Origin of the sequence: Amphritea atlantica (assembly GCF_900111095.1) — a bacterium.
Lineage (GTDB): Bacteria > Pseudomonadota > Gammaproteobacteria > Pseudomonadales > Balneatricaceae > Amphritea > Amphritea atlantica.
On record NZ_FOGB01000002.1, the window covers coordinates 207,346 to 230,241 of the forward strand.

At 51.2% G+C, this 22,896-nt stretch carries 32 protein-coding genes and 1 other RNA gene; 30 read left to right on the plus strand and 3 right to left on the minus strand.

Annotated elements, in window-relative coordinates; translation table 11 throughout:
• Window positions 1–47: 47 nt before the first annotated feature.
• Window positions 48–1,886 (plus strand): SLC13 family permease, encoded by a 1,839-nt coding sequence (locus tag BMY09_RS04195; protein WP_175483438.1) that lies wholly within the window; start codon window positions 48–50, stop codon window positions 1,884–1,886.
• Window positions 1,887–2,150: 264 nt separating this feature from the next.
• Window positions 2,151–4,040, plus strand: coding sequence for a putative bifunctional diguanylate cyclase/phosphodiesterase (locus BMY09_RS04200; protein ID WP_091354434.1), 1,890 nt, complete (start codon window positions 2,151–2,153; stop codon window positions 4,038–4,040).
• Between the two features lie 77 nt (window positions 4,041–4,117).
• Here the strand turns inward: BMY09_RS04200 and BMY09_RS04205 are convergent, their stop codons facing one another.
• A complete protein-coding gene (locus BMY09_RS04205) occupies window positions 4,118–5,029 on the minus strand; it encodes a LysR family transcriptional regulator (protein ID WP_091354436.1) in 912 nt (303 codons plus the stop codon).
• A gap of 83 nt (window positions 5,030–5,112) precedes the next feature.
• Here BMY09_RS04205 and BMY09_RS04210 point away from each other — a divergent pair, with 83 nt between their 5' ends.
• Window positions 5,113–5,943, plus strand: a complete 831-nt coding sequence (locus BMY09_RS04210) for a phytanoyl-CoA dioxygenase family protein (RefSeq protein WP_091354438.1) — start codon at window positions 5,113–5,115, stop codon at window positions 5,941–5,943.
• 445 nt (window positions 5,944–6,388) lie between these two features.
• On the opposite strand, the gene BMY09_RS04215 is transcribed toward BMY09_RS04210, so the two are convergent.
• On the minus strand, window positions 6,389–6,973 hold the full coding sequence (locus tag BMY09_RS04215) for a peroxidase-related enzyme (protein ID WP_091354441.1): 585 nt from the start codon (window positions 6,971–6,973) through the stop codon (window positions 6,389–6,391).
• A gap of 109 nt (window positions 6,974–7,082) precedes the next feature.
• Between BMY09_RS04215 and BMY09_RS04220 the strand changes: the two genes are divergently transcribed.
• Window positions 7,083–8,075: a GlxA family transcriptional regulator gene (locus tag BMY09_RS04220; protein ID WP_091354445.1), complete on the plus strand. Its 993-nt coding sequence runs from the start codon at window positions 7,083–7,085 to the stop codon at window positions 8,073–8,075.
• 947 nt (window positions 8,076–9,022) lie between these two features.
• Here BMY09_RS04220 and BMY09_RS04230 read toward each other — a convergent pair.
• Complete coding sequence (locus BMY09_RS04230; RefSeq protein WP_245756498.1) at window positions 9,023–9,922, minus strand: XRE family transcriptional regulator; 900 nt, start codon at window positions 9,920–9,922, stop codon at window positions 9,023–9,025.
• A gap of 234 nt (window positions 9,923–10,156) precedes the next feature.
• Between BMY09_RS04230 and BMY09_RS04235 the strand changes: the two genes are divergently transcribed.
• From BMY09_RS04235 to BMY09_RS04355, 26 genes are all read left to right on the plus strand, one after another.
• Window positions 10,157–10,441 carry a helix-turn-helix domain-containing protein gene (locus BMY09_RS04235; protein WP_091354452.1) on the plus strand — a complete coding sequence of 95 codons (285 nt, stop codon included), beginning with the start codon at window positions 10,157–10,159 and terminating at the stop codon, window positions 10,439–10,441.
• A gap of 116 nt (window positions 10,442–10,557) precedes the next feature.
• On the plus strand, window positions 10,558–11,022 hold the full coding sequence (locus BMY09_RS04240; protein WP_091354456.1) for a hypothetical protein: 465 nt from the start codon (window positions 10,558–10,560) through the stop codon (window positions 11,020–11,022).
• 9 nt (window positions 11,023–11,031) lie between these two features.
• Window positions 11,032–13,104, plus strand: coding sequence for a Mu transposase C-terminal domain-containing protein (locus BMY09_RS04245; protein WP_091354459.1), 2,073 nt, complete (start codon window positions 11,032–11,034; stop codon window positions 13,102–13,104).
• A gap of 41 nt (window positions 13,105–13,145) precedes the next feature.
• Window positions 13,146–13,883 (plus strand): AAA family ATPase, encoded by a 738-nt coding sequence (locus tag BMY09_RS04250; protein ID WP_091354463.1) that lies wholly within the window; start codon window positions 13,146–13,148, stop codon window positions 13,881–13,883.
• A gap of 15 nt (window positions 13,884–13,898) precedes the next feature.
• The gene (locus BMY09_RS04255) at window positions 13,899–14,528 is read left to right on the plus strand and encodes a hypothetical protein (RefSeq protein ID WP_091354466.1); all 630 of its coding nucleotides are present in this window, start codon (window positions 13,899–13,901) and stop codon (window positions 14,526–14,528) included.
• On the plus strand, window positions 14,525–14,884 hold the full coding sequence (locus BMY09_RS04260; protein WP_091354469.1) for a hypothetical protein: 360 nt from the start codon (window positions 14,525–14,527) through the stop codon (window positions 14,882–14,884). The genes BMY09_RS04255 and BMY09_RS04260 overlap by 4 nt, the downstream gene beginning before the upstream one ends.
• Window positions 14,877–15,149 carry a hypothetical protein gene (locus tag BMY09_RS04265; RefSeq protein WP_091354472.1) on the plus strand — a complete coding sequence of 91 codons (273 nt, stop codon included), beginning with the start codon at window positions 14,877–14,879 and terminating at the stop codon, window positions 15,147–15,149. The genes BMY09_RS04260 and BMY09_RS04265 overlap by 8 nt, the downstream gene beginning before the upstream one ends.
• Window positions 15,146–15,412, plus strand: a complete 267-nt coding sequence (locus BMY09_RS04270) for a hypothetical protein (RefSeq protein WP_091354475.1) — start codon at window positions 15,146–15,148, stop codon at window positions 15,410–15,412. Before BMY09_RS04265 ends, BMY09_RS04270 begins: the two co-directional genes overlap by 4 nt.
• Entirely contained in the window at window positions 15,409–16,035 is a 627-nt protein-coding gene (locus BMY09_RS04275) for a DUF3164 family protein (protein ID WP_091354478.1), read from the plus strand. The genes BMY09_RS04270 and BMY09_RS04275 overlap by 4 nt, the downstream gene beginning before the upstream one ends.
• A gap of 9 nt (window positions 16,036–16,044) precedes the next feature.
• Window positions 16,045–16,197 (plus strand): hypothetical protein, encoded by a 153-nt coding sequence (locus tag BMY09_RS22110; protein WP_175483439.1) that lies wholly within the window; start codon window positions 16,045–16,047, stop codon window positions 16,195–16,197.
• A gap of 9 nt (window positions 16,198–16,206) precedes the next feature.
• On the plus strand, window positions 16,207–16,446 hold the full coding sequence (locus BMY09_RS04280) for an HU family DNA-binding protein (protein WP_091354480.1): 240 nt from the start codon (window positions 16,207–16,209) through the stop codon (window positions 16,444–16,446).
• Window positions 16,447–16,668: 222 nt separating this feature from the next.
• Window positions 16,669–16,741: hammerhead ribozyme type II (locus tag BMY09_RS04285), an RNA gene on the plus strand.
• Between the two features lie 16 nt (window positions 16,742–16,757).
• Complete coding sequence (locus tag BMY09_RS04290) at window positions 16,758–17,030, plus strand: HU family DNA-binding protein (protein ID WP_091354482.1); 273 nt, start codon at window positions 16,758–16,760, stop codon at window positions 17,028–17,030.
• Between the two features lie 160 nt (window positions 17,031–17,190).
• On the plus strand, window positions 17,191–17,760 hold the full coding sequence (locus tag BMY09_RS22325; protein WP_091354484.1) for a hypothetical protein: 570 nt from the start codon (window positions 17,191–17,193) through the stop codon (window positions 17,758–17,760).
• A 175-nt stretch (window positions 17,761–17,935) separates the two neighbouring features.
• Window positions 17,936–18,283 (plus strand): hypothetical protein, encoded by a 348-nt coding sequence (locus BMY09_RS04300; RefSeq protein WP_139203132.1) that lies wholly within the window; start codon window positions 17,936–17,938, stop codon window positions 18,281–18,283.
• Window positions 18,274–18,723, plus strand: a complete 450-nt coding sequence (locus tag BMY09_RS04305; RefSeq protein ID WP_091354489.1) for a hypothetical protein — start codon at window positions 18,274–18,276, stop codon at window positions 18,721–18,723. The genes BMY09_RS04300 and BMY09_RS04305 overlap by 10 nt, the downstream gene beginning before the upstream one ends.
• 2 nt (window positions 18,724–18,725) lie before the next feature.
• Complete coding sequence (locus BMY09_RS04310) at window positions 18,726–19,157, plus strand: gp16 family protein (RefSeq protein WP_091354491.1); 432 nt, start codon at window positions 18,726–18,728, stop codon at window positions 19,155–19,157.
• Window positions 19,150–19,572, plus strand: coding sequence for a Mor transcription activator family protein (locus BMY09_RS04315; RefSeq protein ID WP_091354494.1), 423 nt, complete (start codon window positions 19,150–19,152; stop codon window positions 19,570–19,572). Before BMY09_RS04310 ends, BMY09_RS04315 begins: the two co-directional genes overlap by 8 nt.
• A 17-nt stretch (window positions 19,573–19,589) precedes the next feature.
• On the plus strand, window positions 19,590–20,081 hold the full coding sequence (locus BMY09_RS04320; RefSeq protein WP_091354498.1) for a DUF4124 domain-containing protein: 492 nt from the start codon (window positions 19,590–19,592) through the stop codon (window positions 20,079–20,081).
• Window positions 20,082–20,180: 99 nt separating this feature from the next.
• Window positions 20,181–20,702 (plus strand): M15 family metallopeptidase domain-containing protein, encoded by a 522-nt coding sequence (locus tag BMY09_RS04325; RefSeq protein WP_091354501.1) that lies wholly within the window; start codon window positions 20,181–20,183, stop codon window positions 20,700–20,702.
• Complete coding sequence (locus BMY09_RS04330; protein ID WP_091354504.1) at window positions 20,693–21,307, plus strand: hypothetical protein; 615 nt, start codon at window positions 20,693–20,695, stop codon at window positions 21,305–21,307. The genes BMY09_RS04325 and BMY09_RS04330 overlap by 10 nt, the downstream gene beginning before the upstream one ends.
• Window positions 21,307–21,531, plus strand: coding sequence for a TraR/DksA family transcriptional regulator (locus BMY09_RS04335; RefSeq protein ID WP_091354508.1), 225 nt, complete (start codon window positions 21,307–21,309; stop codon window positions 21,529–21,531). The genes BMY09_RS04330 and BMY09_RS04335 overlap by 1 nt, the downstream gene beginning before the upstream one ends.
• On the plus strand, window positions 21,521–21,832 hold the full coding sequence (locus tag BMY09_RS04340; protein WP_091354511.1) for a DUF2730 family protein: 312 nt from the start codon (window positions 21,521–21,523) through the stop codon (window positions 21,830–21,832). Before BMY09_RS04335 ends, BMY09_RS04340 begins: the two co-directional genes overlap by 11 nt.
• A 3-nt stretch (window positions 21,833–21,835) precedes the next feature.
• Window positions 21,836–22,144 (plus strand): VpaChn25_0724 family phage protein, encoded by a 309-nt coding sequence (locus tag BMY09_RS04345; protein WP_245756499.1) that lies wholly within the window; start codon window positions 21,836–21,838, stop codon window positions 22,142–22,144.
• Window positions 22,134–22,358 carry a hypothetical protein gene (locus tag BMY09_RS04350; RefSeq protein WP_091354513.1) on the plus strand — a complete coding sequence of 75 codons (225 nt, stop codon included), beginning with the start codon at window positions 22,134–22,136 and terminating at the stop codon, window positions 22,356–22,358. Before BMY09_RS04345 ends, BMY09_RS04350 begins: the two co-directional genes overlap by 11 nt.
• Complete coding sequence (locus BMY09_RS04355) at window positions 22,348–22,896, plus strand: DUF3486 family protein (protein WP_091354515.1); 549 nt, start codon at window positions 22,348–22,350, stop codon at window positions 22,894–22,896. The genes BMY09_RS04350 and BMY09_RS04355 overlap by 11 nt, the downstream gene beginning before the upstream one ends.

Sequence of the window (22,896 nt, forward strand, 5' to 3'; positions counted from 1 at the left end):
TTTGCTAAACTGGTTCAGACGCCTTCACCGACTGAGTAGTGCAGATAATGATGCCCGCCGAAATAGTATTGAATACGCATGCCATTGCTGTTTTATTGCTCACAGCTCTGGCTCTGTTTCTGTTCACGCGGGACTGGTTACCGCTGGAATCCTCCAGTTTATTTGTCCTGGCCGCGCTGGCAACCGGTTTTCAGCTCTTTCCCTATACCGCTGATGGTAAAACCATTCATGCGGTCGACTTTTTTTCCGGGTTTGGCCATGAAGCACTGATTGCGGTGACTGCGCTGATGATCATTGGCCACGCACTGGCCCGGACTGGCGCACTTGAGCCAGTTGGCAGGGCGCTTACCCGTTTATGGCAGGTGTCGCCGAAGCTGTCCTTTTTGCTGACGCTGATTGTGGGTGCGGCACTGAGTGCCTTTGTGAATAATGTCCCCATTGTTATCTTACTGTTGCCCATCCTTATCAGTGTCTCGTTGCAGACCAAAACATCGGCTTCAGGTATTCTGATGCCGATGGGCTTCGCCACCCTGATCGGCGGCATGGGAACCACCATCGGCACATCGACTAATCTGCTGGTGGTGTCGGTGGCCGTCAGTATGGGGATGGCCCCCTTCTCCATGTTTGAGTTTATCGGGCCGGTGGCGCTCAGCAGCCTGTTGGCAATTATCTATTTATGGCTGGTGGCACCCAGAATTTTACCTGAGAGGGCGTCCGAGCTGGGGGATGCGTCGCCACGAATTTTTTCTGCTGCACTGCATATCAATGAGGATGGCTTTTCCGATGGTAAAACGGTCGAAGAGGTGATTGAACAGACCGATAAGCGGGTTAGCATTAAATATGTCAGAAGGGCGGGCAGCGATGCGCTGACCGTTGCTTCCCGGCAACTGACTTTGAAACCGGGGGATCAGTTGTTAGTCAGTGACACGCCTGAAAACCTGAAAGCCTATGAACAGCTGTTAGATGCCGACCTGTATGGCAGTGAGACAAAAATAGACGAGGATCACCCTTTGCAGGCAGAGGGGCAACAGTTAGCTGAAATTATCATTGCCCAGGGGTCACCGCTACTCAACACGTCGGTTTCAAAAACGCGTTTTGCTGACAGATATCAACTGGTTGTTCTGGCGTTGCATCGTGTCGGTCCACAGAGCCGTCAGGCCGTTGCGGATATAGACAATACACAGCTACAGCTGGGGGACGTACTGCTGGTGCAAGGCGCCAGCGAAACCATCGCAGAGCTTAAACAGCAAGGCAAGATATTAGTACTCGACGCTACATCTCATATTCCCCACTCTGAAAAAGCCCCCCTGGCGTTGATGATTATGATCGCTGTGGTGGCTATTTCAGCGCTGGGACTTCTCCCTATCGCCATCAGTGCCGTCTGCGGCGTATTGCTACTGGCACTGACAAACTGCCTCGGCTGGAAAGATATGGCTGAAGCCGTTAATGCCCAGATTATCCTGATTGTTGCCGCATCATTAGCGCTGGGTTTTGCGATGCTTGAAACCGGGGCCGCCGATGCGATGGCCGCAGGCTTTGTCTATCTGACGGCGGATCTGTCGGTGACCATGCAGTTAAGCGGCCTGATGTTGTTGATGGCGATAATGACCAATATCGTCTCAAACAATGCTGCCGCCGTGATCGGCACACCGATAGCGATAGGCATAGCCAATCAGCTTGGCATGCCGGTCGAGCCTTTTGTGCTGGCTGTGTTGTTTGGGGCTAATATGAGCTATGCCACACCGATGGCTTATAAGACTAATCTGCTGGTGATGACCGTTGGGGGATACAGCTTTAATGACTTTTTGAAGGTCGGTATCCCGCTCACCATCATCATGTGGTTATCGCTGAGCTTCCTGATTCCGGTGTTTTATCCGGTTGGGTGACGCTGTCTTGATATCGGAGCCGGCCGCTAAAACTGGTTTTGATCTCCTGCCGGGTAATGCCCTGTTGTGCTTCGCCCGGGTTCTTTATGGTTCCCCATAATGGGTGAGTCTGGTGTAAACGATGACTGTTTTTTGTATAAGCTTCCGATATAGTTGCCCGCTTTCTGTATTGCGTCAGCAGAGAGTCGTCATTGTCTGGGATGAGCTTACCAAAAACGGAGTCAACGCACTCATTCAGAATCAATAGAAGAGATACGGAGCCTGATGATACATAGCACCAAAAGCAGCGATGAACTCCGGTCTGTCCGGAATAGTCGATATATTCTGTTATGCAAACTACTGCTGGTGATAGGCACCTCTTTCCTGCTGGTGTTTGGTTCGTTGACGATTATTGATCATATGTATCTGCTGGGGACTATCCTGCTGGGGTGTATGAGCCTGGGTTATGTTGCCCTGTATCAGCTGCATCGGCATGACAATATCCGCTTTGGAATTATCGCAATCAACAGTCTTTGCGTGGTGTTGTCGCTGACCTTGCTGATAACCGGTGGACGGGAAAATACCGGAATCTTCTGGGTCTATCCGCTGCTGGCGATCAACATCTTCATCAACCGCTTCAGAACGGCGGTGTTGCTGTACGGCTGTTTTCTGATTATCTGCGGTGTGCTTCTGCTAACCCCCTTTTCGGGACTTTTACTGGCAAGTTATTCGTCGACCGAAGCGATACGTATTGAGTTTACCCTGGCCGCGCTCTATCTGATCTGTCTGGCAACGTTGCATTCAGAGGAGCGTGCACAAGCGATGCTGATTGCGATGCATGATGCGGATATGCACAAAATGGCCTTTTTTGACACCCTGACGGGCCTGCCAAACCGCTGGAATATAAAGGATCGGCTTGAATCATTACTACATAGCAGCAAAGCGCCCGATCGGCATGTCGGCCTGCTTTATATCGACCTGGATAATTTTAAAAAGGTCAATGATAACTATGGCCATGATATGGGTGATCAACTCTTAGGCACCTTTAGTGCCCGGCTCAGACAACTGGCGGAGGAACTGAATCCATCTTTTCAGCTTGAACTGGGACGGATGGCGGGAGATGAGTTTGTGGTCGTGGTAAATGGCCCGCACCTCATCAACCGAACCCGGGAGGTGGCTGAGCGTATTCTGCAGCTATTTGAAGAGGGACTGCCCGTGCAGGGGATTAGTCATTCGGTGTATGCCAGTATCGGCATCGCCCTCTATCCGCAACATGCCGAAACCGCCTCAGAACTGATCCATCGTGCAGATCTGGCGATGTATCAGGCCAAAGGCAACGGCCGGAACCGCTTTGAATATTATTCTGATGCACTGGCCGGGGAGTTGCGCGATCAGGACCGGATTGAGAGTGCTTTGAGAGTCGCGTTGAAGCACAACTTCTTCTCCCTGGTCTTTATGCCGATGTATGATTGCCAGACGCTTGAGATCGTCGGGCTTGAAGTGTTGTTGCGGGCAGAAAACCTGCAATCCGATGGTATTGGCCCGGATCGTTTTATCCAGATTGCGGAGAAAACCAGTCTGATCAAAGAGATCGATCTATGGGTGATCAGTAATGCCCTGGAACGGCTGGTAGAGCTTCAGTCCGCAACTGGTTTCAGTGGCAAACTCTGCATCAATATCTCCGGCGTAGAGCTGCATAATGAACTGTTCCCGGCGCAGGTGAAAGCGCTCTTCAATACCTATGGCGTGACTCCCTCTTCTGTTGAGTTTGAAATTACTGAAACCGCCTTTGTTGTAGACGACAATAAGAGCCGGACGATACTCAATGAGCTCAGAGCGCTGGGTATCTCACTGGCACTGGATGATTTTGGTACCGGCTTTACCGCTTTCAGGCAGTTAATAAACTACCCTGCGGACTGTCTTAAAATTGACCGGTCATTTGTGAATGATCTGTTTTCAGCTAATGTTGCGCGGCATAAAATGGTCAGGATTATTGAGGAACTGGCCGAGCTATATGAGTTGCGGGTGGTTGCTGAAGGGGTGGAAACACAAGAGCAACTGGATTATCTGCAACAGATAGGCTGTGACTGGGTACAGGGGTATTTTCTATCCCGGCCGCTGCCGTGGCCGGAGATGCTTAGTCTGATGAGTAACCCGGACCCCGTTATAAAATAGCCCGCTCTTAGAGCGGTCAGGCATCTGTTCCAGTCGTTGAACAAACAGCCCTGTCGTCTATCCCTATCCCTTTCTGCTTATTCTGTGGTATCCAGCCTGGTACAGGTATTGATAATCTGCTCTCGTATCCACTGATGAGCCTTCGAGTGGTGGGTGATCTTGTTCCAGTAAAGGTTCAGCTCGAAGCGGCAACTGAAAGGGGGATCTTTAATCTGCATCGGCCCACCAATCAGTCGTGCTAAACGTTCAGGCAACGTCATGATCAGACCGGTATTGGCAATGGTCGGAATAAAGCTGGAGACACTGGGCAGACGCAGTCCGACATTCAGATTCACCCCCTGAAGTTCCGGGGTATTCAGGTAGAGAGGCTTCCAGCCACCTTCGTAACGAACCTCTAAATGTCGGGCCTGGATATACTCTTCGAGGCTGATCTGCCGTCGGGCTAACGGATGTTCTGCAGACATCAGGCACACATAGCGATCCTGAAACAGCGCGCGTTGATAGAGTGCTTCATAATCCTGCAGCACGGGTGACAGCAGCAGATCACACTGACCGCGCTGCAGCTGTTGATGGCCACTGAGGTGTGACTGGATAAATATCATGCGGATATTGGGCGCTAGCCTGCTTATTCTTTGTACCAGTTCCGGAACGATCACCTGCAGTTCATACTGGTTGCAGGAGAGCGTGACATCCAGATCGGCATTGGCGGGCTCAAACTCCTCTGGCTGGAGTAGTTCTGACATCCCCCGAAGCAGGTTCTCAATCTCCGGCATGATCTGGTGGCAGCGACGGGTTGGTGAAACGCCCCGGCCTGAACGCACAAACAGAGGGTCGTGCAGTGCTTCACGCATCTGCTCCAGGGTATAACTGACGGCAGGTTGATTCTGTCCCAGTTCAATCGCTGCTGCCGTCAGGGAACCCTGCTCATAGATTAGCTTGAGTGTCCTGAGGCTTTTGAAACTCAGCGTACTGTAATCAAATTTTTCCATAACAGTTATCAAAATTATCGACTTAATCAATAATATTGATGGCGCTATAGTCGGGTCAACAATAAATATAAGAGGAAACCGGCATGGCCCAGAGAGATTTGACAGCAGATGAGATCCGCCAGTATCAGCAGGACGGCGTTGTTTGTCTGCGCAACGCGGTTGACCCTGAGTGGGTTGAAAAACTGACAGCGTTTGGCCAGTACCAGCTTGATCACCCGGGCAAGCTCTGCAACGACGGAAATCCTGGCACAGAGAAAGGTCGTATGTTCACCGACCGCTACCTGTGGCGTTCCAATGATCTGGTGTATCAGTACGCAAAAGAGTCCGGCTGTGCCCGCCTGGCCGCCCAGGCGATGCAGAGCCAGACCGTGCGTTTCTATTTTGACCATCTGCTAATCAAGAAAGCGGAAACCACCACGCCAACCCCCTGGCATCAGGACGTGCCCTACTGGCCATTCAGGGGTAAACAGATCGCCTCCATATGGCTGGCACTGACCCCGGTAACAGTGGCGGGCAGTGGCCTGGAGTTTGTCCGGGGCTCTCATCGTGATGATGTTTTCTACCTGCCAGAAGCCTTTGGTGCCTCAGGCGAAAAAGCCAATAGCTGGACCGGCACCGGTGAGGGCATCCCCTGCCCCGATATTGAAGCCGACCGCAAAAACTTCGATATCATCGGTTTCGATCTGCAACCCGGTGATGCCCTGCTGTTCTCCGCCTGGACGCTGCATGGTTCCCCCGGCAACCAGTCAACCACCCAGGACCGGATGGCGTTCTCAACCCGCTGGCTGGGCGACGACGCCATCTGGGACCCCAGACCCGGCACCGACCCCAGCGTAAACCCTGATGAGGTGCGGGTTAGCCCCGGTAACCATCCAGACGATAATGCGATTTTTCCGGCGTTTTATAGGGCTTAGATGAGAGAAACCAGAGCTGAGAATAAGTACTGGTAACGTGCTGACAACCCTTATCCGTGATCTCTGTGGTAGATCAAAGCTTCAAGAGAAAACTCATCACAGTACCCAGGGGGCATACTAAGAACACCGAGGGCACAGAGATAGGGAAAGTGGCCAGACCACCGCTTCTCGGCTAGCTCGTTGCCAGATGTAAAACTTCGTTTTACTTGCTCGAAAGAGAAGGGGCCGATTTAGTTATGAATATTCTTAAGCGATAGAAAATAAACCAGTGCCCTTTTTCCTTCTTTATTCAGCAGAAACAAACGTAAAAATGCAGATACAGAGTTAGGCAGACCAGTTAATCGGGCTTCACAGGAGGCTTATATCAAACAGCTGTAAGCGTAAGGTTGGCCTGCCCCGGAAGATTCTTTTAACACATCCATGTGCTTGTTTTTAATAAGGCAGATCAGGATTTTGACTCTCGTGCCATCGTGTAGAATTCACTGTTGGCCTGCATGTTAGTAACGATAGCCATCCTGTTTGATAACCCGAAGAACGCTGTAATGCCTGCCATGTCCAGAATATCCTCATCATCATAGCCGTGGCTCTTGAGCTGGTCATAATCAGATTGTGCGACTAATTCCGGAGTCCGTGACAGCTTAAGAGCAAATGCCAGCATAGCTTTTTGCTTTTCGCTGATAGGGGCATGGAGATAGTTTACCGCTATCTGATCGGCTAGCTGGGGTTTTTTAGAAAAAACGCGGAGCAGAGCCCCATGTGCCACAACGCAGTATTGACAGCCATTCGCAGCGCTGGTGGCAACGACTATCATCTCTTTTTCAGTCGGGCTAAGAGTGCTTCCTTCACGCTCCATAATGGCATCGTGATAGGCAAAGAACGCTCTGAATTCTTCTGGGCGATGGGCGAGGGTTAAAAATACATTGGGAATAAAACGTGCCTTCTCCTGCACTGCTAAGATACGAGAAAGAATATCTGCGGGTAAAGCGTCCAGATCGGGGACAGGATAGCGGCTTATTGGGAATTGGCTCATTTTTGATCACCTTCAGGCTTTATTTCAAATAACTGGTAGGTTAGTCTACCCGGCACTATCGACAAGAATGAGACATAAAACTGTCAATTAGCGCGCGAATCAGGACAATATGTACCAAATACTTGGATTAGCATTTGATGGATGCCAGGCCTCCGGTCTGTGTTCTCCCTTTGATGTGTTTAATGTTACCAATACGATATGGAAGCAACAGCGCGGTGAAGACAGCGATCTGTACAATTGTCGGCTGGTGTCGCTTACCGGAGAGCCTGTGACCTGTTCAAATGGCATGCGTTTGATGGTGGATTCTTCCCTGGAAAACGCGCCTCCGGCGGACTTAATTGTGGTGCCAGGTATTCATCACTTGGATGCAAAATCGCTACTTAAAAACCTCAAATCGCTCGACAAAGAGAGACACTGGTTGCAACGCAGAGTGCAGCAGCAAACAGTGATCGCCGCCAATTGCAGTGGGGTTTTTCTATTGGCTGAAACCGGGGGGTTGGAAGGCAAAGAAGCAACGACCGCCTGGTGGCTTGGCGGACTTTTTCGTAGTCGTTATTCCGGAGTTAAACATCGAGCTGATCAGCTACTTGTGAAAAATGAAGGTACATACTGCACCGGCTCAATGACCGCAAACCTGAGCGTTATGCTAACGATTGTCGAGCAGCAAGTGGGAAGGCAGCTAGCCCAGAGTGCCGCGAAGACTATGTTAATCGACGCATCTCAAAGCTATGCATCACCCTATCTGTTTATACAGGAGCAAACAGACCATCAGGATAGTCTGGTTCTGGCGGTTGAGAGTCAATTACAAAGAGACATTTCTCAGAAACTGAATATGGAAGCGTTGGCAAAGATGCATTCGGTCAGTTTGAGAACCCTGTCACGCCGGTTTAAAAAAGCCAACGGTATGAACCTGTCTGACTATCATCAGCGCATTAGATTGGAACAGACTAAGTTGCTATTGGAAACAACCAGCCTCAGCATCGAACAGATCGTGGAGAGGGTCGGTTATAGTAGCCAAAGTTCATTACGCCGGTTATTTAATAAGGAATTGGGGCTCTCCCCCAGCCACTACCGCCAGCAACATCAACAAGAAGCGGGATAAACCATCTCTGTGTTCTCTGTGTTCTCTGTGTCCTCTGTGGTAAATCAAAGCATCAAGAGAATACTCACCACAGAGAACACCGAGGTAAGGACAGTGGCCAGACCGCCGCTTTGCGGCTAGCTCGTTGTCAGGCGTAAACTTCGTTTTACTTGCTTGAAAAAGAAGGGGCCGATTTAGTTATGAATGACTTGGAATGAAAATTTACCCCACTCCAGAAAGCGAAAAGCCCCAACTTTCTTCCTACAAGATGAGCGAGGCTCTATCAAAAATAAGTGGTGCCTGGAGGCGGAGCGATGGCCGAAGGCCATGACAACATCGCTGTTCTTTGACGATGGCCCTCGGTGTAAGCAGAAAACGCAAATAATCGAACCAGGTTCGAGGACGCCCGAACATTCTTCCAGACATAAAAAAGCCCCAACTCTCTTCCTGCAAGATGAGCGAGGCTCTATCAAAAATAAGTGGTGCCCGGAGGCGGATCAATGCGCTTGCGCATTCAACATCGTCGCTCTTTGACGATGGCCCGAAGGGGGAGGAGCGAAGCGACGAATAATCGAACCGGTTCGTGTTCCGCCCTGCGGTGTTGCAGATACAAAAAAGCCTCACTACGTAGCGAGGCTTTAATGACACCTGAAGTGGTGCCCGGAGGCGGAGCGATGGCCGAAGGCCATTACAACATCGTCGCTCTTTGACGATGGCCCGAAGGGGAGGAGCGAAGCGACGAATAATCTGTGATCTAGTGATCTTATTGGCATATATAAGCGGGATATAGCGGGAATGGATGGGAATTAATGGGATGCCCGTGGTTCGTGGGATTGAGGGAAACTTCGCGGGAGAATTGAGTGTGTTAGAAATTTTGCGTTTTGCGGTTTTTGAATTCGAGCAATCCACTTTTGAGCGAGGTTTTTGTCACTGCGGACAAAACAGGCGCTAATAGCGATCCTTCGCTATTAAACGTCCTTTCCTATCCAGACAACCTTACCTATCACTTCCAGGTCATTCAGTTGCTCGGGCTTCAGCGTTTCCGGGTGATAGGCGGTGTTATCGCTTATCAGCATGATATCTCGGTTCAGCAGTGTCTGAACGCGTTTAACGACCAGGTGCGAGTTCACACGAATAACATAGATGGCACCATCGCTTAGCTCTCGTTGGCTGGTATCTATCATCAGCGTGTTGTTATCGCTGATGGTTGGCTCCATGCTATCACCACGCGAGAAAACCAGTACCAGGTCTTTTTCGCTTAACCCCTTATATCGCAGCCATTTATGGCGAAACGCCAGACGGCGTGATGGCTGTTCGCTGTTAGGGAACGCACCACTACCGGCGGAAACTTCTACGTTATAGCCAGGGATTAACGCGAACTCATTGGCCAGTTCTGCCTGTGAGCTGATGAGTGACGCCAAGTCCTTGATATGCTGCCCTTCAAAACCGTACTGCGCCACCCAGCTTGCGATCATCCGTCTCCAGTGTTTATCAACACCTAACCCCGCTTCAGATAATGCGCCATCAACAATAGGCATGGCATCTTCAATGCTTTGCATGCCTTGCTTCGCGTACACATCTCTTTCAGCATCTACACCGTAATCACCAGCAAATGATCTAACCGCGCACTCTCTCGGCTTTTCTTCCGGAGAAAGGTCGGCTGTAAGCATTGGGCCCTCTCCGGTCAAAAGCCAATTGGCATTGATGCCCAGCTTAACAAAGCCTTCTATAACCTTTCCTCCAGGAACTGAGCGATCACGTTCGTTATCCTGGTAGCCACGTTTTTTCGAGCCTATAGCTTCTGCCATCGCCTCCTGAGACAAGCTTAAATAGTTCCGAGCGACCTGTAATCGTTCACCTGTACTCATTGCAAACCTTATATCTAGCTAACTTTTGCATTAAGCCAAACAATGGGACGTTAAAACGTTACATTGAATAGCACTTAAAAATCAATTAGTTACACAAAAACCAATCAGAAAGAACGGAATAACATACTTTTGCACGTAAAAACGTATTGCTAATGCACGTTTATGCGTGTTATGTTTTACTTATAGCAGTGAGCCACACAGCTAAATAAAACTGGTTAATAAAGGCGTAAAAAAATGAGCAAGCAAAAAGCCCACTCAAATCAGGATTGGCATCGCCAGGATGTTCTGGCCGAGATCCGCAAAAAAGGCGTAAGCCTGGCAGAGCTTGGCCGTCATCACGGCTATGAAAATCCAACTACGTTATACAACGTTTTCAAAGCCCCTTACCCGAAAGTCGAGAAGATCATTGCTGAGTTTCTTGGAACTAAGCCTGAAGCAATCTGGCCTTCGCGTTATGTGAATAAGGGCGTTTCAAAGTTTAGCACCACCACGGTGTCAACGCAGCAACAAGTAGCCTGATATAGCGAAGCCTATCCGCTTTTCCTGATTCGCTTTCATCTTAGTTACAGAAAAGCGCCAGGGATATACACAGAAAGTATTTTTGTTTGGATGGCGAGTTAGTCGAGGGAGTACAAATGGCCCGTAAAGATTGGAAACGGTTAAGAGCGCGAAGCATTACACATGCTCTGGAATTGTGTGTCGATCATGCGCGTGAAAAGCATAACAGAAGCGTTGACCAGATCGCCGAGCTGATGTGCGAATCAAGTTACAACACGCTCTATAAATGGCTTGGAACCGGTCGGATGCCCGCTATTAAAATCAGAGCGTTTGAAATGGCCTGTGGAATTGATTTTGTTTCTCAGTATCTCGCCTGCAGCGCCAATAAGCTCGTTGTTGAGATGCCAACAGGCCGTAAGGCAGAACATCGTCAACTGAATGAGCTTGGGTCATATAGCAACAAGGTTATAGCTATGTTGCTTGATTTCTACGAAGACCGGAGCGAGCAGCAAGACGTTATAGATGCTATCGCGGTGCTTATCGAAGACCTGGCGCATCAGCGTGGCAATGTTGAGAAATATCAGCAGCCTGAGCTGCTATAGGGAAAGATTATGAAGCAATGGTTTACAGCTAAGGAGATAGCATCAGCGTTAAACGTTGTTCATTCGACTATCGTTCGCCGTGCCGAGCGTGAAGGTTGGGAAGCGCAGCAGCGCATGGGAAAAGGTGGCGGCTATGAATACCACATCAGCAACCTGCCTCATGAAGCCCGTAACGCGTTAGAAGCGCAGCAGATTGCAGTCATGATGCCGCGTCTGCATGAATCTAAAACGGTCATTACTAAACCGGCCTCGACCCTGCAGACAGAAACCAGTCTGACGCACCGTCAGCGCAGCACTGCTGATGCACGGGGCACAGTCATCAACGCCATTAGCGCCATGTGTGAGAGTGGTGTCACCAAAGAAGCCGCTATCACGACTTTATTGACACAAGCCAGCACCGGGCAGTTAGAGAGTATAAATCCTGTGTTAGATGCGGCTTTGCGTCTGGCGAAAGATCCTCGCGGCCGCTCTGTTGAGCAATACCCCAGCCCTCGGAGTATTAAGCGCTGGTTTGCTACCGATGTTAAAAACCTTGCCCCAAAATCTAAGCGGGAATTAAAAGCACCGGTCTGGGCCAACGCCTTCCTGATGTGCTGGTCGCGCCCTGAAAAACCCAGCGTAGAGCATGCTTATCGTCAGTTTTCAGCTAATTATGAAGGCACGCCCCCCAGCATCCATGCAGTTCGCCGTTTTATTAAGAAAATGGGCAACGTATCGAAGCAGAAAGGCCGGATGGGTGCCCGTGAGCTGAAAAACATCCTGCCCTTTGTTAGGCGTGATTTTAGCCAGCTGCTACCGGCTGATATCTACAGCGCCGATGGCCACACCCATGACGGAGAAGTGCAGCATCCATGGCATGGTCGCCCTTTCCGTCCGGAGATCACCACCTTTATCGACATAGCCACTCGCCGGGTGGTGGGTGTTTCAGTTGACCTGGCAGAAAGCAGTATCGCTGTGTTAGATGCCCTGATTAGTTCCTGCACCCAGGCGGTACCGGCACTGATTTACGTCGACAACGGGGGCGGCTATGCCAACGCCCTGATGAAAGACAAAGCCACCGGCGTAATGGCCAGGCTCGGCAGCACAATGACCCACTCGTTGCCGTATAGCTCCCAGGCTCGTGGGGTGATTGAACGTGTTCACCAAACCTTATGGGTTGATGCTGCCAAAGGGGAACAGGGATTCATCGGTAAAGATATGGATCAGGAAGCCAAGCAGGGCCAATTTAAGCTAAGCCGTGCCGCTGTAAAACACGGCGGAGCAATGCACCTGATGGGCTGGAGCGCATTTATGGAACTCGTTAATGAGCGCATCAACTGGTACAACGCCCGCCCTCACAGCAGTCTGCCAAAGATTACGGATGCAAGCGGCAAGCGTCGCCACATAACCCCGGATGAGCTTTGGCAGCAACACCAGGATAACGGCTGGTCACCCATGCTTCTGACCGGTGATGAAGCGGCTCAGATCTTCCGCCCCCGTACAACGCGCACCGTTAACCGCTGCGAGATTAAGTTTATCAACAATATCTACTTCAGCCACTCACTGACTGAGTGGCACGGCGAACAAGTGCATATCGCTTACGACATTAATGATCCTGATGCAATTTGGGTGTATGAACCCGAAACCGGGACGCTCATCTGCAAAGCCGAGTGGAACGCCAACAAAGTCGATTACATGCCGAAAAGTGTTATCGATAACGCCCGGGAGCAGCGAGCCATGGGCCGTAAACGCCGCTTAGAAGTGAAGCTTAATGAAGTTGAAGCAGAGCTGCGCGGACGCCCGGCACTGGAGCAAGACGAACCGATGTATATACCCGGCATCGGCGCTATCACCCCGGATCTGCTCAGCAATCGGATGCAGCCTGTACTCGAAGAGCGGGAACCCGTCACCGTATCAGCAGCGGATCGCTCACCGGCAGAGATGACAACACACGAACGCATTGCACTGTATCAAACATACAAAAATGGTCGCCCGGTACCGGATGCACATCAGTTCTGGTTTAAGAAATATAGCAGCAGCAAAGAGTTTACCGCCTGGGCACGGCGTGAAGAAGAGATGGGACCAGAGGCTCGCACCCTCTGATCCCGGTGCCCATTCGAACTAGCAAAAGGAGCAACAAAAGCATGACAAGCATGAATGCATACGTCAACGGCGGAATCGCCGATATTGCCAACATCGGACTGTGCGATGTTGCGCTGGAAAAAGCCATGGAACGAACCAGTAGCCTGCCGGGCATGGTGTGCCTCTACGGGCCATCCGGCTTTGGTAAGTCAGTGGCAGCAACCTATGTGGCAAACCGCCGCCGGGCTTACTACGTGCAAGCGAAAAGCGTCTGGACTAAAAGGCACACCCTCACCGCCATTCTGGCAGAGATGGGAATGCGTCCAGCCTCAACGATCCCGCAGATGCTCGACCAGGCCGCGCAGGAACTGGCTATGAGCGGCCGACCGCTGATTGTGGATGAGATGGATCACCTGGTTGAAAAGAATGCAGTAGAGCTGATTCGTGATCTATACGAGGCCAGCCAGTCGCCCATCCTGATGATCGGCGAAGAGGAGTTGCCCAACAAACTGAAAAAGTGGGAACGCTTTCACGGCCGAGTTTTGAGCTGGGTGCCTGCGCAGCCTGTCACCCTCGCCGATGCTCGCAAGCTTGTACCGTTATACGCCGGTGAAGTGGACATAGCAGACGACATGCTCACGCACCTGGTCGAGTTGTCCGGGGGCAGCGTTCGCCGGGTTGTTGTCAATCTCGAAATGATACAAGACACCGCGCTGACCAGCGGCTGGGAGTCAGTCACCCGTGATGTCTGGGGCAAAGCTGCGCTTTACACCGGTGAAGCCCCAAAGCGTCGCTTGTAAGTTAAGGAGAACATCATGACAGCAAGCGCAAAAATTGAACGTCAGGGCCATCGCAAACCCGCTCAGCTAGAAATGATCGGCGGTAAATGTGCCCGCCAACGCATCTGGGAACAACTGCGCATTCGGCGTGAAGCGTTTCAGATTCTGCCGGTTGCACAGCATGCCAATGCCGAGATCGAAACCGTTAAAACCTATCTTCAGTGTTTGCAGGCCGGAGGTTATGTCGAGGTAGTGACGCGTGGCCATCTGAAAAAAGCGGTGTATCGGCTGACAAAGGATGATGGCCTGGAAGCCCCACGGCTTACCCGCAAAGGCGAGCCGGTAAAACAGGGCCTGGTATCAGAGGCCATGTGGCGAACGCTGCGCATTCTCGATGTGCTGGATGCCAGACAGATTGAAAACCATGTAGCAGCCAGCGGCTTAGATGTGAAGTTGGCTTACGTGAAAACCTACCTGTCGCTGCTGAAAAAAGCCGGTTATCTGCAGGTGGTGCGGGCCAGTACGCCGCATCGGCTAGAGCTAATTCGTCTTAAGCCAAGCATGAACACCGGCCCACGAGCGCCACAGGTTCAGCGGGTTAAAACCCTGTACGACCCGAATCTCAATAAGGTGATGTTCGCGGAAGATCCGGAGGAGTTGCAATGAATATAGATCTGTCTGGCTGGGGCCAACAGCCACCGGAGTTTATCCAGGTGCTGGTCATGCTGGTGAAAGAAACCGGCAGCAAGAAAGCCGCAGCGTCCCGCATCGGCATCGATCGGGCTTCTGTCAGCACGCTGCTAGCAAACAAATATCCGGCCAATATTGCCCGGATGGAGCAGAAAATCATGGCCTACTGCGCCACCGTCGAATGCCCAGTGCTGGGCATGATCGAAAGCGCAGAATGCCAAAAACAACGCGAAATGCCGTTTATCAGTAGCAACCCGCAGCGTATTGCACTCTATCGTGCCTGCCGTAGCTGCTCACGTAATCCAGAGAGTCGGGAGAACAGCCATGACTAATGTTCAGGTTGATTTGCAAAACGCTTTTATCAAAGAACGGCTGGCCAAGGTGAACTTGGCGGTCAATACGCTGGCAGCGCTGGGGCTGACAGTCTGCTCTATCAATATCGAAGCCACGTCACCGCAAATAAAAGTGCGCACCGGCCGTGCTTGCGAACAGCTCGAAAGCGCCATTACACGTTATTACAGCGATGGGGGCCGTCGCCGCACCGAACGCGTTGCGTTTGTAGCCGACTGCCAGATCCGCTGGGAGGAATATGCATGAACTATCTGATTATCAATCTGCCAGCCACATATGAGCGGCAGCAATTAACGTTTTGGGGTAAGCCGGGCAAGTCTGACACCACCGACCATAAAGACGCGCTGGTGATCGAAGAGGAGTACATCAACATCAACCCTGAACGTTATGACAACGGCACAACCACCAGTGTCATTCTGAAAGAGGCTGTTGAGCTCCACCAGGGCGACTGGCGTGAGCTGCTGAACTGGGAAAACCCCAATTTTATGAAAAAAGGAGAGGTCGCATGAACCACGCAGTGCAACAACATATCCCCGAAGGCTATCTGCAAGATCAGGCCGGTCGTCTGGTGCCAATCGAGTTGATCGACGAGATCGATCTCACCCGCAACGACCTGGTCCAGGAGATTGTCATCAAAGCGCGTGAGCTGCAGCAGGCAATGGCTACCTTCAAGCTAAACACTCTGGGCGATATCAGCGCGTTCGTTGACCTCAGTGCCGAACGTTACAGCGTAAAAATGGGCGGTAAAAAAGGCAACATCAGCCTGCTCAGCTATGACGGCAAGTACAAGATTCAACGGGCGATCAGTGAATACATCGTCTTCGATGAGCGTCTGCAAGTAGCTAAAGAATTGATAGATGGCTGCATTCACCGTTGGGCCGAAGGCTCTGATAACAAGATCAAAGTGCTGGTCGATCACGCGTTCCAGGTCGACAAAGAGGGCAACATCAGCACCGGCCGAGTGTTAGGGCTTCGCCGTATCAAGATCGATGACAGCGAGTGGAGCAAGGCGATGGCCGCGATCGCAGACAGCATTCAGATCGCGGGTTCAAAAACCTATGTGCGACTGTATGAGCGGGTCGGAGAGTCAGAGCAATATCAACCGATATCACTCGATATCGCGGCGTTATAGGAGGATGTGATGGATCTGCTTTCTACACAAATAGTGCTTGATGAGATTGGCCAGATACTAAAGGACGAAGGCAAGTCGCCTGATGACATCCGTCTTTTCTTTGAAGAAGAAGGTGAACGTGTCGCGACGGAAATCGAAGATGAGATGGGGTCTGAATACTAGGAGGTGGTTATGAGCATTGTTACAGCAGAGCAAATGGCCAGCCACGTGGCATTTTGCGCGCGGCTTTCACCGGTGCAGGCGAAAAGTGCGATAGAAGCCGTGGGCAGCGTCATTCTGCAGCACCTGGCGCAGGGCCATACAGTCGCTATTGACGGGTTTGGGCTGTTTGAAGTTGCACTGAAAGACGATGGCACAAAGGGGGTTAGGTTTCGTCAGGCTAAGAAAATGCGGGAGGCAATCAATGGCTAAGGTTTTCGGTTATGACAGTAATGCTCCCCAGCGTGGCGAAATTGAAGCCGCCAATGTTGAAGCCTGGGAGGTGAAACACTTTGGCGCTGATTCATTAAAAGCCCGTTTTGGTTGGGAGGTGTGTTCAACATCGTTTAAGGAGGAGAAAGCCAGCTTGCTTAAGCAGATGCAAAAAGAGTGTCGATATCCAGAGCTAATCGAAGACGTCAAAAACACGAAAGCAGCAGACGTCCCTGTTATCGCCCTTTCGGGCGTCTACTCAGCGTAGCGGCTGGGTACTGATGAGCAGCTAACAACTAAGGGGAAACTCAATGAACAAAGCAGAACTGATCAACGCCATTGCAAACGCATCCGATAGCACTAAAGCACAGGCTGAAAAAATGCTGAACGCTCTGGGAGACATTACCACTCAACAGCTGAAGGCGGGTGGTGAAGTCACCCTGCCAGCCCTGGGAAAGCTGACAACAGGTGAGCGCGCAGCGCGCACCGGTCGCAACCCGCAAACGGGTGCAGCAATCGAAATACCTGCTGCAAAAGTTGCGAAGTTTAAAGCGCTGAAGTCGTTGAAAGATGCCCTGAACTAAATAAAAAGCCCCCTCTGCATCGCAAAGGGGGCTTGGCATTGGTGTTGACCATCCATAGTCAGCCACCGCCGGTACGGCTTTATTTTATCTATCCACTGCAGCCTAACGCTGCAACCAGAAAAGCGGAATAGGAAAAAATCCTAAATTAACGGAGATCATTATGGAACTAACAACAGTACAACGGCAGGTTGTTTTAGCGCTCGATGCGATTGGCCCCTGCGGTTTGACCCCGATGCTGCCACGTTGCCCGGCGCTGGATTCAAAAACACAGCTGAAAAATGTTCTGGAACAGTTAGAGATTAAAGGTGCGGTAAAACTGCAATCTAACAGTCAGTATGCAGTGATTAAAGCCTGGCTGAAAGAAGCCAGAGAGCATAACTGGCTATCAACGCCCCAGACACCTGCTGCACCCGTGCATGGTTCAGAAGTTGAAAGCAAACCCGCCAAAATACCTGTGGCCAGAATGTCTTTTCATGAAAGCGATATCCCCGTCCTCGCCCCACAGTCAAAAGCGTTAGAGATGACGCAAGAACGCACCGCAGATCCGGTTGCAGAGATGATGAAAGAGCTACCGGAGGGTGTTCGCATCGGCCTCAGTCGTGATGGTCTGAATGTTAGTTGGAGCGGCTTTACGCTGGAACCATCTGTCGAAGAACTGCCAGCAACATTGTCTGCCATTCTGACGCTTCAGCAGCATATCGTCAGCGGCAACGCTGGGCAGGCGATCTGAAGTACTGGCCGCTACGGCGGCCATAATCAAAAGCGGCCCGTGGGCTGTTTCTGATTGTGAATAAGCAAGCGAGATTGATATGAGCATCACAAAAGAACAATGGCAGGCCATACAAACCGAGCTGAAAAACTAATTTAGCCAGGTGGTTTTTTCTTACCAGGGCAAGAAGATTCTGGTGCGTCGAGAGCTGGTTAAAGAAGGTCGATTTGAGTTGATCGTTTACTTTGATCGCACGTTAAGCATCGGTTGGGGCTGGAAAACGAGTGACCACTATGACCCTCTCACAGAGGTACTTTGGCACAAGCGAACCAAGTCACTGTATAGCCCAAAGAAAAGAGCGGAAATAATCAAAAGCCTCGGTAAACGCAACGCTAAAAGGTTGTTTCCAAAGCTTGAAGAGCATATGGAATGGTATGAGCCTGTATTTTCGACAGCTGCAACACTCGTTCGACAGTACAAGAAAGTTGAAGGGCTCAGTTTAGAGAGTGTTGGTTTTCAGAGCGAGTCAGCAACATGCAACTAACCCGCTGCCCCATCTGCCATAGCCGCCTCAGTCTTGAATCGCTGGTTCAGGATGAAGCGGGGCGCGATCTGCTGGCTTTGCTGGCACGGCTTGAGAAAAACACAGGCACCGCCCTGGTCACTTACATCGGGCTGTTTCGTTCCCCCAGCCGGGATCTCGCCAATGATCGTGCCCTGCGCCTGGCAAATGAAGCGTTAGAGCTGGCTGAGCCTAACGTCCTGACGGCCGCGCTGGTGCATACGGTGGAATCAATGCGGGCCAAACAGCAGCTGGGCCATTTTAAGCCGTTATCAAATCACAACTACCTGAGACGGGTGCTGGAAAGTGGCCAGGGCGCGGATATACCGGCGCTGCCTGCTGGGCTTGCAACAACAAATCGCCGGAGTGCCAGGGCGGTGGTTAGCAGCGCAATCATGGATATAAAGGATACAGACTGGTGAACATGTCAAAAGACCCACGAAAAGCAGCAATGGCCCAGATCCACATCGCTAAAAAGCAGCTGGGTCTGGATGACGATACCTATCGGCAGATGTTGTTTTCCCTGACTGGTAAAAACAGCTGCGCAAAGATGACCATCAGTGAGTTGAGGCGTGTTATCAGCCATCTGAAAAAATGCGGTTTTCAGAATAAAACGCAAACATTCGGGCAGCGGCCCAACCCAGGTGCGGGCCGTCGCCCACTGATGAGCAAAGTCGAGGCGCTGCTGGCGGATAACGGCCTGCACTGGAACTACGCCCACAGCATGGCCCGCCATATGTTTAAGGTTGAAAAGGTTGAATGGTTAGCGCCCGACCAGTTGCACAAGCTGGTTGCAGCGCTGGAGATCAACGTCAGGCGTCAGGCCGCAAAACAGAGAGAATCAGGCGATGAGTGAAGAGCAGAAAGACCTCCTGGGTGACGACTCATTCTCTAAAGATTTATTAGATCATCTGGATGCTATCCCTGAAGAGGTGCAAAAGAAGTGGCCGCGCGATCTGTCTGCACTTGTCGATATCTACAGCGCATCGTTAAAGCGCCTGGGCTATAGTGGTTCAGAGGCTCAGAAAATCAGCCATACTCTCCTCGCCGAACAGTCAGTATATTGCGGTGGCCGCTATTTCTATCTGCCTAAGCTGGATGCGTTAAAGAAGGCGATCCGTGATGTCGAGCTGCATAGGGATTGGAGTGAGCGAGGCGTTCAGCCAGACGAACTGGCAGACAAGTACAAGATATCCGCGACACATGTCTATCGAATTATCAAAGAACAGCAGGCATACTATCGCAAGCGGATACAGCCAGAACTGTTTTGAGGAAAGGAGTCTCAGCGATGATCAAAATCGTATTTATGTTAGCGTTAATGAGCATGGTGCTGCCTGTTAACGCAGAAATCTATAAATGTAAGACCAATGACCGTGTGATGTATCAATCAACCCCTTGTACGCAAGGTGCTTCTGACGAGGTTGATATCTATATACCGTCGGTGCCCGATAACTCTTTCGAGCCTGGGGACATCCCCGATGATGACTATAAAGAAGAGCGTCGACAGCGCTGGGCAGAAGAGCAAAAGCGCCTAAACGAAAAATCTAAGGCTATAAGGGAAGAACGCCTGCGGCAAGAGCGTTTTAAGAAGATGATCTGGCATCATGAAGTTGCCATTGGAATGACCAAAAAACAAGCCGAGCGCTCCTGGGGAAAACCCTGCGATATCAATCGTTCAGTTTATGCCTCAGGGGTTCATGAGCAGTGGGTGTATTGCACAGGAAAATATGATCGTCAGTACCTGTATTTCGAGGATGACGAACTGACAGGAATGAATTAAATACCCATAAAACATCTAACCTAGGTTAAACCCACCCCCACCAGATCCCCGTTAGAGTCCTAACGAAATCAATGGACTTCAGATTAACGGGGATTTTTTATGCCTGAAAACCATACACCAGAGCCATTCGCTTTGGGGCGACGTTCCAAAAAGAATCTGCAGCAAGTACATCCTGATCTGGTCGCCGTTGTAGAGCGCGGACTTGCCTTGTCGGCTGTTGACTTTGCAGTGACCGAGGGAGTGCGCGAGATTAAGCGGCAGCGTTGGCTTGTGAAAACAGGCGATTCAGCAACCCTCAATAGCCGCCATTTGCTCCGAGTGCCCGCGAATAACCCAGAGCTGGGCGAAGTATCTCATGCAGTTGATTTAGCGGCATGGGTGGACGGGACAGTTAGCTATGACTGGCCGTATTACTACCAGATAGCGGCCGCTATAAAGCAAGCCGCCGCAGAATTTAACGTCGCTATTCGCTGGGGTGGTGGTTGGGCGTTGCTCGATACCTACGACACACCAGAAGCCGCCCGTCAGGCATATATCGAGCGAAAAAAACGTCAGGGTGAAAAGGTTTACTCAGACGGCCCTCACTTCGAACTGTGCTGGAAGGCATACCCATGTCTCTGATAGCAACAGCCCTTCTCACCGCAGGCCCGTCGCTGATTCGTATGGCAGGCCAGATGTTCGGCGGCGATAAAGCGGCCTCAGTATCTGAAAAGCTGGCCTCAGCGGTTGAAGTTGCCGGGGGGATGTCCACAGACGGGGCTAAGGCACATATTGAGCAGATCGTTTCTGGTATGCCTGCCGAAGACGTTGTCGTGGTGATGCAGCTGAAAGTGAAGCTGGAAGACATCGCCGCTGAGCGCGAAAAGAACCAGCTCAATCATCAGTTGGGCATGCACCACGAAACCCAGGAAACCATCCGCACCGAAGCCATTAACGGCACAGACTACGTTAAAGAAACCCGCCCGAAAATGGCTCGTTTATCAGGCTATTCCGGCACAGCTTATGTGCTGGGTGCCGAGCTGGTCAGCCGTATAGCGCCCCTGTTCAATCATGTTGAAGACACTGTGTTGGTGGCGTATACCATAGCGGGAGCCAGCCCAATAGTGGCAGGCGTACTCTATGGCCCGTTGTTCACCTACATGGGTATGCGTACCGTTGATGCGTTCAGTAAATGGAAGCAAACCCCATCCCCAGCAATAGATCTGATTAAAGGGATGGTGAAGTAATGCCCGACATTCTCGATCACGCCAAAGAGCTGGAAATGCGCCAGCGCCAGGACGCCCTGGATAACGCGCTGAAACGCTCAGAACCCGAACAGGATATCAGAGACGGGGTGGTTATCTGCATCAGTTGTGGCGTAGATATTCAACCCGCCCGATTAAAGGCAAAACCCAACGCAGCCCGCTGCATTCACTGCCAACAGATTGAGGAACAAAAACATGGACGTTAACTGGGACGCAGCTAAGTTCTGGCTGGATGTAATGCAATGGATATTCACCATCGGTATCGGTGTTGCTGTCTGGATTCGCACCGGGCGCAACCAGAACCGCACTGATATTCAAGCGCTGGATGATCGTCAGGATGCGCTGGAACGACGTGTGATATCGGCTGAAGAAAACCTGAAGCATGCCCCCACGCATGAAGATATCGCCAAGCTGCAATCACAGTCTTCAGCACTGGACAGCAAGCTGGACCGGGTAACCAACACGGTAGATCGCATTCACGACTACCTGATGAACAACAAGGGGTAAACCATGCCATTTTCTCAATTTGAGCAAGAAGACCGACGGCTGGTATTGCTGCGACTGCTGGCCGAAGACGCTGACTACAAGATCAACAGCAGCATTCTGCAGCGGGGGTTGGAGCTGTACGGCCACAGCGTCAGCCGCGACAAACTGCACTCAGAGATCGCCTGGTTAACCGAGCAGGATCTGGTCACTGAACAGCGTACAGGTTGTGGCCCTCACCCAGCGCGGCCTAGATGTCGCCCAGGGCAAAGCGATTGTGCCCGGTGTAAAACGTCCGGGGCCGGGAGCCTGAAGGAGAACCGTTATGGCCGTTAAGCCTTTAACCAAAGCTCAGAAAACCGTTTTGGCATCATTCGCCAGAGTTGTTGTGGCTGCGGAAGTCTCTGCAAATATCAAAGGCCTGGAAGGGTTTAAAAAACAGTTTCTGAAAGATGATCCCGAAGCCGCTCAGGCGGAGAGAGCTTTTCAGAAAGCGGTCATGGAAGAGCGGTCAAACTTGCTCAGAGGAATGAAAGAAGATGGCGCGTAAATCCTCAATCGATCTGCTGCCCGCTGAGATCCGCGATGCGTTGCATGCCTTGCTAAGAGATCCCGCTGTCGGCCAGGTAGAAACCGCCCAGCGGGTGAATGAATTGCTGGCTGAAGAAGGGATTGAGCAACGCGTCAGTAAGTCAGCAGTCAACCGTTATAGCATGCGGATGGAGGCTCTAGGCGCAAAAGTGCGTGAGTCTCGCGAAGTCGCAGAAATGTGGATCGGTAAGCTGGGTAATGCGCCGCAGGGTCAGGTTGGAAAACTCTTGAATGAGTTTGTCCAGACGATGATTTTTGAAACATCCACCGAGATGATGACTAGCGAGGAACCGGCCCACCCAAAGATGCTGAAAGAGTTGGCGCTATCTATTAAGCATCTGGAGCAGGCAACCACAGTTAATGAGAAACGCGAGCAAGAGATCCGCAAGCGCGCCACTGAAGATGCCGCCGAAGCCATCGATACTGTCGCGAAGCAGCAGGGGCTAACCCGTGAAGGTGTAAAAGCGATTAAGCAGCAGATCCTGGGGATTGCGTAA

Coding starts and splice junctions, on each gene's coding strand:
- BMY09_RS04195 (WP_175483438.1), top strand. CDS start 48: ATGATGCCCGCCGAAATAGTATTGAATACGCATGCCATTGCTGTTTTA.
- BMY09_RS04200 (WP_091354434.1), top strand. CDS start 2,151: ATGATACATAGCACCAAAAGCAGCGATGAACTCCGGTCTGTCCGGAAT.
- BMY09_RS04205 (WP_091354436.1), bottom strand. CDS start 5,029: ATGGAAAAATTTGATTACAGTACGCTGAGTTTCAAAAGCCTCAGGACA.
- BMY09_RS04210 (WP_091354438.1), top strand. CDS start 5,113: ATGGCCCAGAGAGATTTGACAGCAGATGAGATCCGCCAGTATCAGCAG.
- BMY09_RS04215 (WP_091354441.1), bottom strand. CDS start 6,973: ATGAGCCAATTCCCAATAAGCCGCTATCCTGTCCCCGATCTGGACGCT.
- BMY09_RS04220 (WP_091354445.1), top strand. CDS start 7,083: ATGTACCAAATACTTGGATTAGCATTTGATGGATGCCAGGCCTCCGGT.
- BMY09_RS04230 (WP_245756498.1), bottom strand. CDS start 9,922: ATGAGTACAGGTGAACGATTACAGGTCGCTCGGAACTATTTAAGCTTG.
- BMY09_RS04235 (WP_091354452.1), top strand. CDS start 10,157: ATGAGCAAGCAAAAAGCCCACTCAAATCAGGATTGGCATCGCCAGGAT.
- BMY09_RS04240 (WP_091354456.1), top strand. CDS start 10,558: ATGGCCCGTAAAGATTGGAAACGGTTAAGAGCGCGAAGCATTACACAT.
- BMY09_RS04245 (WP_091354459.1), top strand. CDS start 11,032: ATGAAGCAATGGTTTACAGCTAAGGAGATAGCATCAGCGTTAAACGTT.
- BMY09_RS04250 (WP_091354463.1), top strand. CDS start 13,146: ATGACAAGCATGAATGCATACGTCAACGGCGGAATCGCCGATATTGCC.
- BMY09_RS04255 (WP_091354466.1), top strand. CDS start 13,899: ATGACAGCAAGCGCAAAAATTGAACGTCAGGGCCATCGCAAACCCGCT.
- BMY09_RS04260 (WP_091354469.1), top strand. CDS start 14,525: ATGAATATAGATCTGTCTGGCTGGGGCCAACAGCCACCGGAGTTTATC.
- BMY09_RS04265 (WP_091354472.1), top strand. CDS start 14,877: ATGACTAATGTTCAGGTTGATTTGCAAAACGCTTTTATCAAAGAACGG.
- BMY09_RS04270 (WP_091354475.1), top strand. CDS start 15,146: ATGAACTATCTGATTATCAATCTGCCAGCCACATATGAGCGGCAGCAA.
- BMY09_RS04275 (WP_091354478.1), top strand. CDS start 15,409: ATGAACCACGCAGTGCAACAACATATCCCCGAAGGCTATCTGCAAGAT.
- BMY09_RS22110 (WP_175483439.1), top strand. CDS start 16,045: ATGGATCTGCTTTCTACACAAATAGTGCTTGATGAGATTGGCCAGATA.
- BMY09_RS04280 (WP_091354480.1), top strand. CDS start 16,207: ATGAGCATTGTTACAGCAGAGCAAATGGCCAGCCACGTGGCATTTTGC.
- BMY09_RS04290 (WP_091354482.1), top strand. CDS start 16,758: ATGAACAAAGCAGAACTGATCAACGCCATTGCAAACGCATCCGATAGC.
- BMY09_RS22325 (WP_091354484.1), top strand. CDS start 17,191: ATGGAACTAACAACAGTACAACGGCAGGTTGTTTTAGCGCTCGATGCG.
- BMY09_RS04305 (WP_091354489.1), top strand. CDS start 18,274: ATGCAACTAACCCGCTGCCCCATCTGCCATAGCCGCCTCAGTCTTGAA.
- BMY09_RS04310 (WP_091354491.1), top strand. CDS start 18,726: ATGTCAAAAGACCCACGAAAAGCAGCAATGGCCCAGATCCACATCGCT.
- BMY09_RS04315 (WP_091354494.1), top strand. CDS start 19,150: ATGAGTGAAGAGCAGAAAGACCTCCTGGGTGACGACTCATTCTCTAAA.
- BMY09_RS04320 (WP_091354498.1), top strand. CDS start 19,590: ATGATCAAAATCGTATTTATGTTAGCGTTAATGAGCATGGTGCTGCCT.
- BMY09_RS04325 (WP_091354501.1), top strand. CDS start 20,181: ATGCCTGAAAACCATACACCAGAGCCATTCGCTTTGGGGCGACGTTCC.
- BMY09_RS04330 (WP_091354504.1), top strand. CDS start 20,693: ATGTCTCTGATAGCAACAGCCCTTCTCACCGCAGGCCCGTCGCTGATT.
- BMY09_RS04335 (WP_091354508.1), top strand. CDS start 21,307: ATGCCCGACATTCTCGATCACGCCAAAGAGCTGGAAATGCGCCAGCGC.
- BMY09_RS04340 (WP_091354511.1), top strand. CDS start 21,521: ATGGACGTTAACTGGGACGCAGCTAAGTTCTGGCTGGATGTAATGCAA.
- BMY09_RS04345 (WP_245756499.1), top strand. CDS start 21,836: ATGCCATTTTCTCAATTTGAGCAAGAAGACCGACGGCTGGTATTGCTG.
- BMY09_RS04350 (WP_091354513.1), top strand. CDS start 22,134: ATGGCCGTTAAGCCTTTAACCAAAGCTCAGAAAACCGTTTTGGCATCA.
- BMY09_RS04355 (WP_091354515.1), top strand. CDS start 22,348: ATGGCGCGTAAATCCTCAATCGATCTGCTGCCCGCTGAGATCCGCGAT.